Genomic DNA, 13568 nt, shown 5'->3' with positions numbered 1-13568 from the left:
CGCATGGAGACCCGCCTGCTCGAACAGTTCGTCGCCGTCGCCGACGAGGGCAACGTCACCCGCGCCGCCGCCCGGCTCTTCGCTGCGCAATCGACCGTGTCCGCCGGTCTGCAGAGCCTCGAGCGCGAGCTCGGCGGGGCCTTGTTCGACCGGGTCGGTCGCCGTCTGACCCTGAGCCCCCTCGGCGAGGCGCTCCTGCCGGACGCCCGGGCGGCGCTCGGCGCGGTCGAGCGCCTCCGGGACGGCGCCGTCACCGCCGACGCGCAGCTCCGCGGCCGCGTGCGCGTCGGGATCTTCGCGAACATGGACATCGTCGACCTGCCGCGGATCATCACGACCTTCCACGCGCGGCACCCGCTCGTCGACGTGCACCTCAGCGCCTCCGCGGCGGGGACCACCGGCCTGGCGGAGGACCTCCGGGCCGGCCGGCTCGACCTGGCCTTCACCGCACTGCCGCAGGACCCGCCGGGGATCGCGGTGACTCCGCTCCGCGCCCTGCCGTTCCGGGTGTACGTCGCACCGCGGCATCGACTCGCGGACCACGCTGTCGTGTCCCTCGCCGAACTCGCGGACGAGCCGTTCGTCGACACCGCGCGCGGGTTCGGGAACCGCATCATCCTCGACGCGGCGCTCCGCGACCGGGGCATCCGGCGCCGCATCGTGGCCGAGATGAACGACCTGCCGTCGGTCGTCCGATTCGCGGCGACCGGGCTCGGCGTCGCGGTCGTCCCCGACCCCGGCACCGCCGGGGACGCTGTCGTGCTCGAACTCGCGGACCCGGTCGAGCCGCTGCGAGTCGGACTCGCCACCGCTGCCGGCGCCGCTCTGAACCGCGCCACACGCGCCCTCGCCCGAGCGGTCGTGAGCGGTACCGACGGCGGCACCGGCGGCGGTACCGACGGCGGCAGCGGCCGCGTCGGCAGCGCCGAGCGGAGCGCCGGCTCGGATCAGGCCGCGGACGGCTCCTCGAGCAGGTGACCGATCGCCTCCACCGAACGCCGGGCGCGCGCCGTCGTCGACACGAAGCCGATCACGACGACGCCCACGGCGATGCCGACGACGATCCACCACATGGCGTGCGTCGCGACCGCGAAACTCGCGTGGACCGCCGCCGCTCCGCTCGCTCCCGTGACCGTCCCGGCGAGCGCCACGCCGAGGGAGACCCCGGTCTGGCGACTCGTCGACGCGACCCCCGCAGCCGATCCCGCCTGGGCACGGGGCATGCCGGACACCGCCGTGTTCGTGATCGGCGCGTTCACCATCCCGAAGCCGAACCCGAACAGCGCGAAGGCGACGACGAGCATCCACATCGGCGTGTCCGCGCCGATCGTCGTGAGGACCGCCGCGCCCGCTCCGATGCCGACGCCGGCGAGCACGAGTGGGATCCGGGTGCCGACCGAGGCGACGAGGCGACCGGAGAACGGCGACACGACCATGGTCGCCACCGCGGCGGGGAGCGTCCAGAGCCCGGCCTCGAACGGTGACATGTGCCGGACCTCCTGGAGGTACAGCGCGTTGAGGAACAGGAACGCACCGTTCGCGCCGAAGGCACCGACCGCCGTGAGCACGGCCGTCGAGAACGGGATGCTCCGGAAGAACCGGACGTCGACGAGCGGCTCCCGGCGCCGCCGTTCCACCACGACGATGAGGACGAGCGCGAGCGCTGCGGCGGCGAACAGGGCGATCGCCGCGACCGAGCCCCACCCGAGCCGTGGACCCTCGATGAGTCCGCCGACGAGCGCCGCGAGCAACACGACCACGAGTGCCTGACCCGGGGCGTCGAAGCGCCGGGGGCGAGCCGCACGGGACTCCGGGACGAACGCGAACGTCAGCACGACGGCCGCGATGCCGATCGGCACGTTGATCCAGAAGATCGCCCGCCAACCGATCGTGTCCGTCAGGGCTCCACCGACGAGCGGACCGACCCCCATCGAGACGCCGACCACCGCCCCCCAGACACCGACCGCGCGAGCACGCTCCTTGGCGTCGTCGAAGGTCGCCGTGATGATGGACATCGCGACCGGGTTCATCATCGAGCCGCCGACGGCCTGGACCATCCGGAACACGACCAGCCAGCCGACGCTCGGAGCCAACGAACAGAGGAGCGAGCCGACGGTGAACAGGACGAGCCCGACCTGGAACGTCCTGCGTCGGCCGATGCGGTCCGCGGTGGACCCCGACAGCATGAGCAGACTCGCGAGGACCAGCGTGTAGGCGTCGATCGTCCACTGGAGCCCGGAGATCGTGCTGTGGAGCTCACGGCCGATCGACGGCAGCGCCACGTTCACGACGGTGGCGTCCAACGAGACGATGAAGAGGCTGAGGCAGCAGACCGTCAGGATCACGTACCGGTGGCGGTACCGCGACGGGAGGTCCGGGTCGCCCTGCTGGGGGCTGCGCGCGTGGACGGACTCGCGTCGGTCGTGGTCAGTGGTGGTCGTCGCCCTCGTCCTTCCGGTGTCCGCCGAGCATGTCGTTGTCGTCCTGCTCACTCGTGGCCGCCAGCTGCAACATCGCCAGCACGACGATGACGACGATGAACGCGATGCAGAGGAACACCGCCGCGAGTTCGGGCTGACGCGTGGACATCAGGACGACGAGTCCGACGAACACCGCGACGATCGCCGAGATCGCGAGGAGTTCGACCGGGCGGAGCCGGTCGCGGCGGCTTGGGGTGGTCATGCGTGTGGTGCTCCGTTCGGGGCCGACGGCGTGGGTGCCGAGGTCCCCCACTTGTGCGAGAGGGCGGCGATCACGTGGAAGACCGCCGTCAGGGCGAGGTACGCGCCGAGCAGGCCGACGAGGATGATCGACGAGTCGAGGGTGCCGCTGACGTGCTCGATGCCGCCGAGGTCCTTGGAGTAGTCCGGAGGCGTCAGGAGGAACGCGATCGCCAGCAGGACCGTGAGGCCCCCGACGGTCATCCAGTCGCGGGCGAAGGGCGACGTACGCCGCGCGAGGACGCCCTGCAGGAGTTCGATGCCCCCGGTGACGATCGCGAACGCGGTGACGACCGCGAGGAACGCCGGGAGTCCCGCAGACGGGAGGAACAGCGCGACGGCGCCGGCGGCGATGGTCACCGCAGCCTGCACGACGGCGAGGCGACGGGACCGGGGGTCGTCGAGTCGGCGCAGGCTGCCGACGCCGAGCAGGGCGCCCTCGACGATCGCGAAGGCGCCGAACAGCACCAGCCCGAGCGAGGTGGCGTGGTTCGACGAGAACGTGATCACCATCGCCACGACCGCGGCGGGCAGTGCCCGGGACAACGGGACCGTCCAGTACCGGGCGCGCTGCGCGGCGTCGTCCACGGTGTCGGACACGGAATCCCTCTCTTGGGCAGGCTGATCGTACGGTCAATGGTACCGCCGGGCCGATGCGGGCCCGTCCGGCCGGCGGCGTCGCGGCTGAGGATGCTCGAACCGCGAACGCGCGCCGCCGACCCCGCGGGCCGACGGCGCGCGACACGACCGGTCAGGCCGCGGGGTCCTCCTGTCGCTCGAGCTCACGTCGGCGACGGACCGAGCGGACGCCCAGGCCGGTGACGACGGCGATCGCCGCGACCAGGACCGCAGCAGCCGTGCCCACGGTTCCGGTGAAGGCGAGCCGGGCCGGGTGCGCTCCGGCGGCGACCGGTGTCGCGGAGGCCGAGGGCCGTGGCGTCGCGGTCGGGTGCTCACCGCCGTGGGGCGGGGTGGTCGGTGTCACGACGGGCGGTTCGATCGTGCCGATCGGTCCGGGCAGCGGCACGGGGTCCGACGGGTCGCCGTCGTCCGGGTCGTCGGGCGAGGTGGCGATCGCGACGTTGAGGACGTCGGCGCCGTCGCCGCGGTACCCGGCGTCGAGTTGGGCGTCGAAACGGAACCGGTGCCGTTCGCCCGGTGCGACCGTGACCGCCGAGGAGCACGTCACGTGCTGACCGTCGGCGCGACAGCCGTCCTCGGACCCCACGAAGCGCACGGGCTCCGGCAGGTCGTCGACCGCACCGACCCGGCGCGCGTCGGACGGTCCGCCGTTGACCGCGGTGATCGTGTACCGGAACACGCCCCCGGGCAGCAGCTCGACGTCCCCGGGCAGGAGGTCGGCGGCCTTCTCGGTGCGCAGCGCGGCGTCGGTCCCGATCGCGGCCCGGACCGTCGACGCGTTGTCCGCCGTGTTCGTGTCGGCGCGCGACGGTGGCGTGGTGATCCGTGCCGCGCTCGCGATCTGCCCCGTGGCGTCCGCAGCGAGGTCGCCCTCGATCGTCCAGGTGACCGTGGCCCCCGGGTCGATGTCGGCCGTCGTGGCGATCTCCGGACCGGCGCCGGACCCCGCACCGCACGCGGCACCGGCCGTGGCGGCGCACGTCCAGCGGACGTCGTGCAGTTCGGTCGGCGTCGCGATCACCACGTCGTTGCGCGCGGAGCCGTTCCGCCCCCGGTTCGTCGCGGTCGCCGTGTACCGGACGTGCGTGCCCGCGACGACGCGCTCCGGCATCTCCTGCGTGATGCCGACGTCGGTCGGGATGGACACGGTCAGGTCGTCGACCTCGTGGGCGTTGGTCGAGTTCCCGGTCGAGGCGGTGAACCCGAGGCGCAGCGTGTCCGGGAGCGGCGCCTGTCCGTCACCCTCGAGCGCCACCTGGTCGATCACGGTCCGCATCCGGGTACCCGGTCCGGAGTCGGACCGCACCGTGAGTGCGAGGACCCCGTCGGCGGCCGGCAGCAACGTGACGTGCACCGTCCGTTCGTCGGACCGGGATTGCGTCCCCACTCCACCGTCGGGGCCGACCGCGCCGCGGAGGAACCGGTAGCCGTCCGTGCCGTTCCCCGAGCCGCGGAGCACGACGTGGTCGGGCTGGGGACCGGGGCCGGACCCGTTGAACGGGCGTGAGAAGTTGCCGCGCAGGTCGAACCCGATGCCGACGAACGCCCCGGGCATGCCGGCGACGTCGCAGGTGCCGTAGTGGCCCGAGTCGTCGTAGCAGCTGTACCCGAGCGCCGCGCCGGGTCGCCCGACCCCCGGCGCGACGGCACCGTCCGACAGCGACATGAGCAGGCCGTCCGCCCCGGTGCCGCCGTGCATCGCGTACCGGAACTCGATCTCGAGCCCGAGGTCCGACGCGAACACGTCGTCGGTGGCCCAGGAGCCGGCCTCGCTCCGCACGGCGTCCGTGAGTCGCAGCCAGCCGTCCCCGACCTCGGCGTCGCCGGACAGCGTCCCGCCGTCGGCCGAGTCGAAGTCGGTGTGGAACGGGAACGCGAGCTCGGCTGCGTGGGCGGTCGTCACGGGGACCATGGCCCCGGCGCTCAGCGCGGAGAGCGCCAGGGCTCCGCAGGCGATGCGCCGCAGTCGCCGCAGCGCCGCGGCGCGGGGTACGGCGCCCGGCGTCCCGGGTCGTGCTGGTGTCGGTGGATGTGCTCGTGGTGCTGATGTCATGCCGCCCATGCTGGGGACCGGAGTCGCTCCCCCGAGGCCGGAGCGGACCGGTTGTGGAGGCCGCGCCCGGGCCTCCCGGCTGTGGACGGCGGACCGACGGGCCGACGGGCCGCCCACCGCACGCAGTGGACGGTCCGCCGTCAGCTCACGCGGTGAGCCACACCGTGCTCTCGCCCGGCAACAGCCCGTCCTCGATCGGGCACGACGCCACGACGACGGCGCCCTCGGGCAGCGGCACGGGGTCGGTGCCGAAGTTCGTGACCGAGCGCCATCCGTCGGCGCGCGCGAACCCGACCACCCGGTCCGGTGTCTCGAGCCACGTCAGGTCCTCGCCGCCGCGGTGCGTCCGACGGAACGCGAGCGCCGCGCGGTACAGCTCCAACGTGCTGCCGTCGACGCCGTCCTCGGCCTCGACGCTCCACGTCCCGAAGTCGGCGGGCTGCGGCAGGTGTGCCCCGTCCGGCCCGAACCCGAACGAGGAGCCGGACCGGCTCCACGGGATCGGCACGCGGCAGCCGTCACGGCCCTTGTCCGTGTGCTCCGAGCGCGCCCACTTCGGGTCCTGCAGGCGGTCGCGCGGGATGTCCGCGACCTCGTGGAGGCCGAGCTCCTCGCCCTGGTACACGTACGCGGACCCGGGCAGCGCGAGCACGAGGAGGGACGCGGCACGGGCACGACGGAGCCCGCGGTCGCGGTCGAGCACCGGCTCCCTGCCGTCGCTCATGAGCCAGGCGCCCGAGTCCGCCCCGTCCGGGAGCCCGTACCGCGTGGCGTGCCGCACGACGTCGTGGTTCGACAGCACCCAGGTGCTCGAGGCCCCGGACTGGCTCGCCTGCGCGAGGTTCTCGTCGATGATCGCGCGGAAGGCCTCGGGGTCGAACGGGGCCTCGAGCAGGTCGAAGTTGAACGCCTGCCCGAGTTCCGTCGGTCGGGCGTAGAGCACGCGACGGCGGGCGGGTACCCACGCCTCGGCGATCGCGCTCCGCGGCGGGTCGTACTCGTCGAGCACCCGTCGCCAGGACCCGAGGATCTCGTGCACCTCGTCGCGGTCGTAGAGCGGGTCGCTGCCGTCGAGGGGCAGGTGGTCCTGGTCGCTCGGCCGGAACGGCTCCGACAGGTCCTTGGCCATGCCGTGCGCGACGTCGACGCGGAAGCCGTCGACGCCGCGGTCCGACCAGAAGCGGAGCGTCTGCTCGAAGTCGGCGCGGACCTCCGGGTTCGACCAGTCGAGGTCGGGCTGCTCCCGCGCGAACAGGTGCAGGTACCACTGGCCGTCGGCGATCCGGGTCCACGCGGAGCCGCCGAAGTTCGAGACCCAGTCGGACGGCGGCTCCGCGCCGTCGGGACCGGAGCCGTCGCGGAACACGTAGCGGGCCCGGGCGGCGGAGCCCCGCGGGGACTCGAGTGCCTCCTGGAACCACACGTGCAGGTCGGAGGTGTGGTTCGGGACGACGTCGACGATGATCCGGATCCCGGCGGCGTGCGCGGCCGCGACCAGGGCGTCGAAGTCGGCGAGCGTCCCGAGCTTCGGGTCGACGTCGCGGTAGTCGGCCACGTCGTAGCCGCCGTCCGCGAGGGCGGACGGGTAGAAGGGGCTGAGCCAGATCGCGTCGACGCCGAGCTCCCGCAGGTACGGCACCCGGTCGGTCACCCCGGCGATGTCACCGACGCCGTCGCCGTCGACGTCGGCGAAGCTCCGTGGGTACACCTGGTAGACGACGGCTTGGCGCCACCAGTCCGGGTCGTGGAGGGACGGGATCGGCTGGTCGGTCCCGGGGACCGGTGGCTGGGTGGACACGGAAGCGTCGTTCCTCTCGCGGCGGGTTCGGTGCGTCCGTCACGCTACGCGGCGGTGGCTCGGAGGGATCGCGGACCCGAGAGAGGGCCGCATCCCGAGCGCGAGCTGGCCGTTGCCCGCCGCGCCCGGCCACTGCGCGCACCACCGCCCGAGTGGTTCCTGTACGTCCCGGCGTTCGCTAGCCGGTCTAGCAAGTAGGCAGGTTAGGGTGGTGTGCATGAGCACGCAGGAGGTCACCGAGCCGTCCGGGTACTGGTACCCCGACGACGATGCGACCCAGCGGGGCGTCGACGTGCTGAACGCCCTGCGCCGCTACCGCGGGGCCGAGACGGCGATGCGTCGCCGGACCCGTGACGCGATGGGCATGGGCGAGACGGACCTCCTGGCCGTCCGGTTCCTGCTGCAGGCGCAGCGGGCGGACCGCACCATCAGCCCGAAGGACCTCGCCGCCTACCTCAAGATCTCGTCGGCGTCGACGACGATCCTGGTCGACCGCCTCGTCAGGAGCGGCCACGTCCGGCGTGAGCCGCACCCGACCGACCGTCGTGCACTCGTCATCGTCCCGACGACCAACACGGACACCGAGGTCCGCGCGACGCTCGGTCGCATGCACCGGCGGATGATGCACATCGCGGAGTCCCTCACGGCGGACGAGGCCCGGGTCGTCATGACCTTCCTCGAGGACGTCCGTGCGGCGGTCGACATGGTCGACCCGCACGAGGACTGACCGCCCAGCCGTCCGGTCACGGGGGACGCGTGTCCGGACGTCGGCTGAGCGTCGCCCATGCCGCCCCGGGTAGACCGGGAACCGTCACCGAACCTCGGAACGGAGCCATCATGCACGCATCGGACAAGCTCGCCGGCAATCTCCAGAAGGTCCTCGTGGACCTCATCGACCTGCACGTCCAGGGCAAGCAGGCCCACTGGAACGTGCTCGGACACAACTTCCGGGACCTCCACCTCCAGCTCGACGAGATCGTCACGGAGGCACGTGAGTTCTCCGACACCGTGGCGGAGCGCATGCGCGCCCTCTACGCCACGCCCGACGGTCGCTCGAAGACCGTCGGCGCCACCTCGAGCCTCGACGAGTTCCCGGAGGGCGAGGTCTCGACCCACGACGTCGTCGACATGATCACCCTGCGCCTCTACCAGGCCGTGGGGACCATGCGCGACGTGCACGACGAGGTCGACGAGGAAGACCCGTCGACCGCGGACATCCTGCACGCGATCATCGACCGACTCGAGCAGCTCGCGTGGATGGTCAGCGCCGAGAACCGCACGCCGAAGCAGACGCTGTCGGCGGCGACGACCGCTCCGAACGCCGAGAGCGTCGAGAGCGCGCAGTCGACCAGCCTGAGCTGAGCCGACCCCTCTCCGGGTCACCCGCGCATCCGGGTCACCCGCCCATCCGGGCCACCCGCCCATCCGGGCCACGGCGCACCGGCGACCGGCCGCGGCGGCATCCGCCGACGCGGCCGTCGTCGTGCGCGCACGCAGAACGACAGACAGGAGCACCACCCCATGGACCTCGGCATCTCGGGCCGCATCGCGCTCGTCTTCGGCGCGGACTCCGGCATCGGCTGGCAGACGGCCAAGCTCCTGCTCAGCGAGGGCGCCACCGTCGTGATCACCGACCTCGACCAGGCCGCCCTCGACGACTCGGCCGCGAAGCTCGAGGCCCACCCGGGCCGGCTCTTCGCGTTCGCCGCGGACGTCACCGACAGCGCGAGCCTCACCCGCCTCCACGACCAGGTCCGCGAGTCCGTCGGCGTGATCGACATCCTCGTGCAGTCCTCGGGGGTCACGGGCGCCCAGGGCATGTTCCACGAGATCGACGAGCAGGGTTGGCTGTCGACCATCGACATCGATCTCATGGGCCCGGTGCGGATCACGCGTGAGTTCATCGGTGACCTGCGCGACGGTGGCTGGGGCCGGATCGTCTACGTGACGAGCGAGGACGCCCTCCAGCCCTACGACGACGAGCTGCCGTACTGCGCGGCGAAGGCCGGCGTGCTCTCGTTCGCCAAGGGACTGTCCCGGAGCTACGCGAAGGAGGGGCTGCTCGTCAACACGGTCTCCCCCGCCTTCATCCACACCCCGATGACGGACGCCATGATGACGAAGCGGGCCGAGCAGACGGGCCAGGGCTTCGACGAGGCCATCGAGTCGTTCCTCGACGAGGAGCGCCCCTACCTCGAGCTGCACCGCCGCGGCGAGCCCGACGAGGTCGCGAGCGTCATCGCGTTCCTCTGCAGCGACCGCGCCTCGTTCGTGAACGGGTCCAACTACCGGGTCGACGCCGGCTCGGTCGCCACCATCTGACCGGGAGACACACGATGACCGACCACCGCTACCTCGTGATCGGCGGGGGCATGGTCGCCGACGCCGCCGCCAAGGGCATCCGCGAGATCGACGAGCAGGGCTCGATCGGCATCCTCAGCACCGACGTGGACACCCCCTACGCCCGCCCCGCGCTGTCGAAGAAACTCTGGACCGATCCGGACTTCAGCTGGGACAAGGTCGACCTGCACACGGCCGACGCGACCGGCGCCGAGATCCACCTGCGCACGACGGTGGTCGCGATCGACCGTACGGCGAAGTCGGTGACGACCGATGACGGACAGCGGTTCGGGTACGAGCGGCTGCTCATCGCGACCGGCGGAACACCCACGCCGCTGCCGATCGAGCACGACGACCGCGTGATCGACTACCGGAGCGCCGAGGACTACCGACGACTGCGGGGGTTCGCGGACCAGCACGCCCACGTCATCGTCGTCGGCGGCTCGTACATCGGCACGGAACTCGCCGCGGCGCTCGTGCAGAACGGCGCGACCGTGACGCTCGTGCACCCCGACGACGTGCTCGGCGGCTCCATGTTCCCGGCGGACCTGGCGGCGGCGTTCGAGCGCCGGTACCGCGACGCCGGTGTCGATCTCGTCGGCGGCCGCAAGGTCACCGACGGGCGCGGGACCGACGACGGCGTGATCGTCACGCTCGACGACGGCCGCGAGCTCCGCGCCGACGCGGTCGTCTCCGGGCTCGGGATCACGCCGAACGTCGACCTGGCACGGGATGCGGGCCTCCCGGTCGATGACGGCGTCGTCGTCTCGGCGACGCTCGTGACGGAGGACCCGGACGTCTTCGCCGCGGGCGACGTGGCCGAGTACCCGGACCTGGTCCTCGGCCGCCGCCGCGTCGAGCACGTCGACAACGCGCAGGAACAGGGCCGGCAGGCGGGCCGGAACCTCGCGGGTGCCGACGAGCCGTACACCCACACCCCCTACTACTACTCGAACGTGTTCGACATCGGGTACGAGGCCGTCGGCCGCGTCCAGGCGACGCTCCGCACGGTCGAGGAATGGGCGGCCCCGCTGGAACAGGGCGTCGTGTACTACCTCGACGGGGACGTGACCCGCGGCGTGCTCCTGTGGAACGTGCAGGGGCAGCGCGACGCGGCGCGCCAGGTGCTCGCCGAGGCGGAAGCGCTCACCCCCGACATGCTGCCGGGCCGGATCCCCACCGGGGGCTGAGCCGGGAGGCCCAGCCTCCGTCCGTCGCTCAGGCCGCGTCCTCGACGCGCTCGGGCCCACGGACCGGCGTCGACCGCTCGTCGCCGTCGGCGCGGCGCTCGGCGCCGTCCTCCGACCCCGCGGCGAGCTCGCCGTCCGCGATCACCTGCTCGGCGTCGCCGACCGGTTCGTCGTCGTGGACGGTGGCGCGAGCGTGCTCGGTCTTCCCGGCCGCGACCAGGTCGTCCCCGCGGACCATGCCGACGAGTTCACGGAGGCGCGCGACGAGGACGTGCCACGCCTCCGCAGGGCGCAGTCGGTCGAGGTCCGACCTCGTGGTCGTGTCTGCCACCGCGGTGAGCGACGCCACGCCGCGGTCCGGCAGGTCCCCGCGCACGTGCGCCACGGCGAGCGCCGCGACGACGTCCGCTTGCCCGTGCACGACGGCGTGGGCGCCGCCCGTGACCTCACGGAGGACCGCGTACGGGAACACCCGCCCGAGCCGCCGCACCCAGTCGCGCGGGACGAGGGCGTCGTGCTCACCGCGGACGACGAGCACCCGGGCCTGCACGGCCTCCGCCCGACGCTCGATCGGGTACGCGAGCATGCGGGGCAGGACCGCTCGGAACCAGTGCCAGCCGCACAACGCGTACGCGGTGAGGGCGTGCCAGCGGATCGCGGCCGGCTCGTGGACGACCGAGCGGGCGAACCGCACCATCGACTCGCTCACCGTGCGCGCAGCGCTGTCGACGACCGGGCTGATCAGGACGACGTCGCTGAGGTCGGGCCGGCGGGCCGCCACCTCCGTGACGACCTGCGCCCCCATCGAGTGCCCGACGAGGACCGGGTCGACGAGCCCGAGCGCGTCGATGACGGCCTCGACCGCGTCGGCGTACCGCTCGATCGAGACGGTCCCGCGGAACCGTCGGACCCCGGCGAACCCGGGCAGGTCGAGGGCGTGCACCGGGCCGAACGCGTTGAGGTTCGAGGCGAGCCGCTCGCGGTGGGTCGCCGCGACGCTGAGGCCCGCGACGAGCACGAACGCACGGTCCCCGGGGGCGCCGATCGTGCTCACGCGGACGGTGGTGCCGTCGACCGGGACGCGACTGACGGTGACGGTGGCGTTCGGCAGGGCGTCGGACACGTGGACCTCCGGGTGCTCGCTCGGGCGGATGACCGACGATAACGGCCGCACCCCCGAACGGGTGGCGCGACGGGCCGGGAGGCGCGGGATGCGGCCGTCCCGTCCCTCCCGTCAGCCTGCGCGGTCAGCCCGCGAAGCGGTGGGCCGGGATCCCGTGCACCCGCGTCGGCACCGCGAGGACGGCGCCGGAGAGCGGCGCCTGCTCGAGCTGCTCCTCCGTGAGGTTCTCGCGCGCGGTGCCGATGAACAGCGTGCTCATGTCCACGCCCCCGAACGCGACCGAGGTGACGTTCGGGGCGGGCAGGTCGACGACCTCCAGGCGTTCGCCGTCGGGCGAGTAGCGCTCCACGCGCCCCTCGCCGTAGATCGCGCCCCAGAAGCAGCCCTCGTCGTCGCGCACCAGGCCGTCGTGCGCGGCACCACTGACGAAGGGCTCCAGGTCGCCGAGTTCGCCGTCCGGCCCGTAGGAGCCGCGGAAGATCGTGGAGACCGCGGTGTCCGTGACGTACATGACGCTGCCGTCCGGCGACCACTCCATCCCGTTCGTCGTGCCGAACCCGCCTCGGAGCACGCGTACGGTGCCGTCCGGGTCGATCGCGTAGAGGGCCGCGTCGCCGTCGCCCTGGAGGTCCATGCTCCCCACGAGGAACCGGCCGAAGGGATCGCATTTGCCCTCGTTGAACCGCATGTCCGGTTTGGCGTGCTCGACGGTCGCGAGCTCACGGTCGACGGCACCGTCGGCGTCGGTCAGGACCACGCGGTCCCCGAGCGCCGCGACGAACCCTCCGGAGGCACGGGGCTGGAACGACGCGAGCGGCGGCGGCAGCGGGACCGAGGACACCACGACGCCGTCCGCGGTCGCGGTGTGCAGGGTGCCGAGCGGGATGTCGGTCCAGTGCAGGCGCTGGCCGTCCGGGTCCCAGACGATGCTCTCGACGAGCGCTGCCTTCGCATCGGTGAACGCGCGGACGGGACCGGTCGTGGCGGTGGACATGCACCCCGGTCTACCCGGGCCGCGCTGAGGACGCACCCCGGACGTGACACGTGCTCCATACTCATCCCGTGGATGCGCAGCGCGAGTCGGAGACCGAGCGACTCGTGGTGTTCACCGACGCGGTCGCGGCGATCGCGATCACGCTGCTCGTGCTGCCGCTCGTCGACATCGTGCCCGAGGCCGCGCACCGGGACGGCGACGTCGGCGCGCTGCTCCGCGAGCACGTGCCGCAGTTCGGCGGGTTCGTGCTCAGCTTCGCGGTCATCGCGCGGTTCTGGTGGTCTCACCACGAACTGTTCCGCACCGTCACACGCCTGAGCCGGGCGGTCGTGCGGTGGAACCTCGTGTGGACGTTCGCGATCGTCGCGCTGCCCCTGCCGACGGCGATCATCACCGCGTACCGGCCGAGCCCCCTCACCGTGGAGCTCTACGTCGGCACGCTCGTGCTCGCCACCGCGGCGCTCGCCGGGATCGCGCGGGCGTTCCTCCGCCGCGACGACCTGACCGACCGCGAGCGCACCGCCGCCCGCCAGCAGCTCCTCGGCTCGGCCGTGAGCGCCGGCCTGTTGCTCCTGGCCGCCGTGGTGGGGAGCCTCGTGCCCGCCGTCAACTTCTTCGCGCTCCTGCTGCTGTTCGCCTCCGGGCCGGTCGAGCGGGTGCTCCGCCGACGCTGGACGAGCGCCACGCCGGGGTGACCCGGCGCGGCGC

Annotated in this window: 13 protein-coding genes; 6 read left to right on the top strand and 7 right to left on the bottom strand. The window is 72.9% G+C overall.

Features of this window, described 5'->3' with window-relative positions; genetic code table 11:
* The first annotated feature begins 3 nt into the window (after positions 1 to 3).
* Positions 4 to 978, top strand: a complete 975-nt coding sequence (locus DEI88_RS01915) for a LysR family transcriptional regulator (protein WP_181441243.1) — start codon at positions 4 to 6, stop codon at positions 976 to 978.
* On the opposite strand, the gene DEI88_RS01910 is transcribed toward DEI88_RS01915, so the two are convergent.
* The 5 genes from DEI88_RS01910 to DEI88_RS01890 all read right to left on the bottom strand — a co-directional run bounded on the left by DEI88_RS01910 (position 948) and on the right by DEI88_RS01890 (position 7213).
* Positions 948 to 2345 (bottom strand): MFS transporter, encoded by a 1398-nt coding sequence (locus tag DEI88_RS01910; RefSeq protein WP_146246075.1) that lies wholly within the window; start codon positions 2343 to 2345, stop codon positions 948 to 950. The two genes, DEI88_RS01915 and DEI88_RS01910, sit on opposite strands and share 31 nt — an antisense overlap.
* Before the next feature lie 82 nt (positions 2346 to 2427).
* The gene (locus DEI88_RS01905; protein ID WP_111009783.1) at positions 2428 to 2682 is read right to left on the bottom strand and encodes an ABC transporter permease; all 255 of its coding nucleotides are present in this window, start codon (positions 2680 to 2682) and stop codon (positions 2428 to 2430) included.
* On the bottom strand, positions 2679 to 3320 hold the full coding sequence (locus tag DEI88_RS01900) for a DUF308 domain-containing protein (protein ID WP_258375106.1): 642 nt from the start codon (positions 3318 to 3320) through the stop codon (positions 2679 to 2681). Before DEI88_RS01900 ends, DEI88_RS01905 begins: the two co-directional genes overlap by 4 nt.
* Positions 3321 to 3471: 151 nt before the next feature.
* Positions 3472 to 5415, bottom strand: a complete 1944-nt coding sequence (locus DEI88_RS01895) for an L-type lectin family protein (RefSeq protein WP_181441242.1) — start codon at positions 5413 to 5415, stop codon at positions 3472 to 3474.
* Positions 5416 to 5560: 145 nt separating this feature from the next.
* The gene (locus DEI88_RS01890; RefSeq protein WP_258375105.1) at positions 5561 to 7213 is read right to left on the bottom strand and encodes a glycoside hydrolase family 13 protein; all 1653 of its coding nucleotides are present in this window, start codon (positions 7211 to 7213) and stop codon (positions 5561 to 5563) included.
* A gap of 217 nt (positions 7214 to 7430) precedes the next feature.
* On the opposite strand from DEI88_RS01890, the gene DEI88_RS01885 reads away from it, so the two are divergent.
* The 4 genes from DEI88_RS01885 to DEI88_RS01870 all read left to right on the top strand — a co-directional run bounded on the left by DEI88_RS01885 (position 7431) and on the right by DEI88_RS01870 (position 10743).
* The gene (locus DEI88_RS01885; protein WP_111009786.1) at positions 7431 to 7940 is read left to right on the top strand and encodes a MarR family winged helix-turn-helix transcriptional regulator; all 510 of its coding nucleotides are present in this window, start codon (positions 7431 to 7433) and stop codon (positions 7938 to 7940) included.
* Positions 7941 to 8050: 110 nt separating this feature from the next.
* Entirely contained in the window at positions 8051 to 8575 is a 525-nt protein-coding gene (locus DEI88_RS01880) for a Dps family protein (protein WP_111009787.1), read from the top strand.
* 159 nt (positions 8576 to 8734) lie between these two features.
* Positions 8735 to 9535 (top strand): SDR family NAD(P)-dependent oxidoreductase, encoded by an 801-nt coding sequence (locus tag DEI88_RS01875; RefSeq protein ID WP_111009788.1) that lies wholly within the window; start codon positions 8735 to 8737, stop codon positions 9533 to 9535.
* Positions 9536 to 9549: 14 nt separating this feature from the next.
* The gene (locus DEI88_RS01870; RefSeq protein WP_111072205.1) at positions 9550 to 10743 is read left to right on the top strand and encodes an NAD(P)/FAD-dependent oxidoreductase; all 1194 of its coding nucleotides are present in this window, start codon (positions 9550 to 9552) and stop codon (positions 10741 to 10743) included.
* Positions 10744 to 10771: 28 nt separating this feature from the next.
* Here the strand turns inward: DEI88_RS01870 and DEI88_RS01865 are convergent, their stop codons facing one another.
* Positions 10772 to 11866, bottom strand: a complete 1095-nt coding sequence (locus tag DEI88_RS01865; protein WP_146246074.1) for an alpha/beta fold hydrolase — start codon at positions 11864 to 11866, stop codon at positions 10772 to 10774.
* A gap of 124 nt (positions 11867 to 11990) precedes the next feature.
* Positions 11991 to 12860, bottom strand: coding sequence for an SMP-30/gluconolactonase/LRE family protein (locus DEI88_RS01860; protein ID WP_111072203.1), 870 nt, complete (start codon positions 12858 to 12860; stop codon positions 11991 to 11993).
* Positions 12861 to 12928: 68 nt separating this feature from the next.
* Here DEI88_RS01860 and DEI88_RS01855 point away from each other — a divergent pair, with 68 nt between their 5' ends.
* A complete protein-coding gene (locus tag DEI88_RS01855) occupies positions 12929 to 13555 on the top strand; it encodes a TMEM175 family protein (protein WP_181434591.1) in 627 nt (208 codons plus the stop codon).
* The last annotated feature ends 13 nt before the right edge of the window (positions 13556 to 13568 follow it).

Origin of the sequence: Curtobacterium sp. MCBD17_003 (assembly GCF_003234885.2) — a bacterium.
Taxonomy (GTDB): Bacteria; Actinomycetota; Actinomycetes; order Actinomycetales; family Microbacteriaceae; genus Curtobacterium.
Note: the sequence above shows the minus strand (reverse complement) of the source record. Positions and strands in the feature narration are given on the sequence as shown.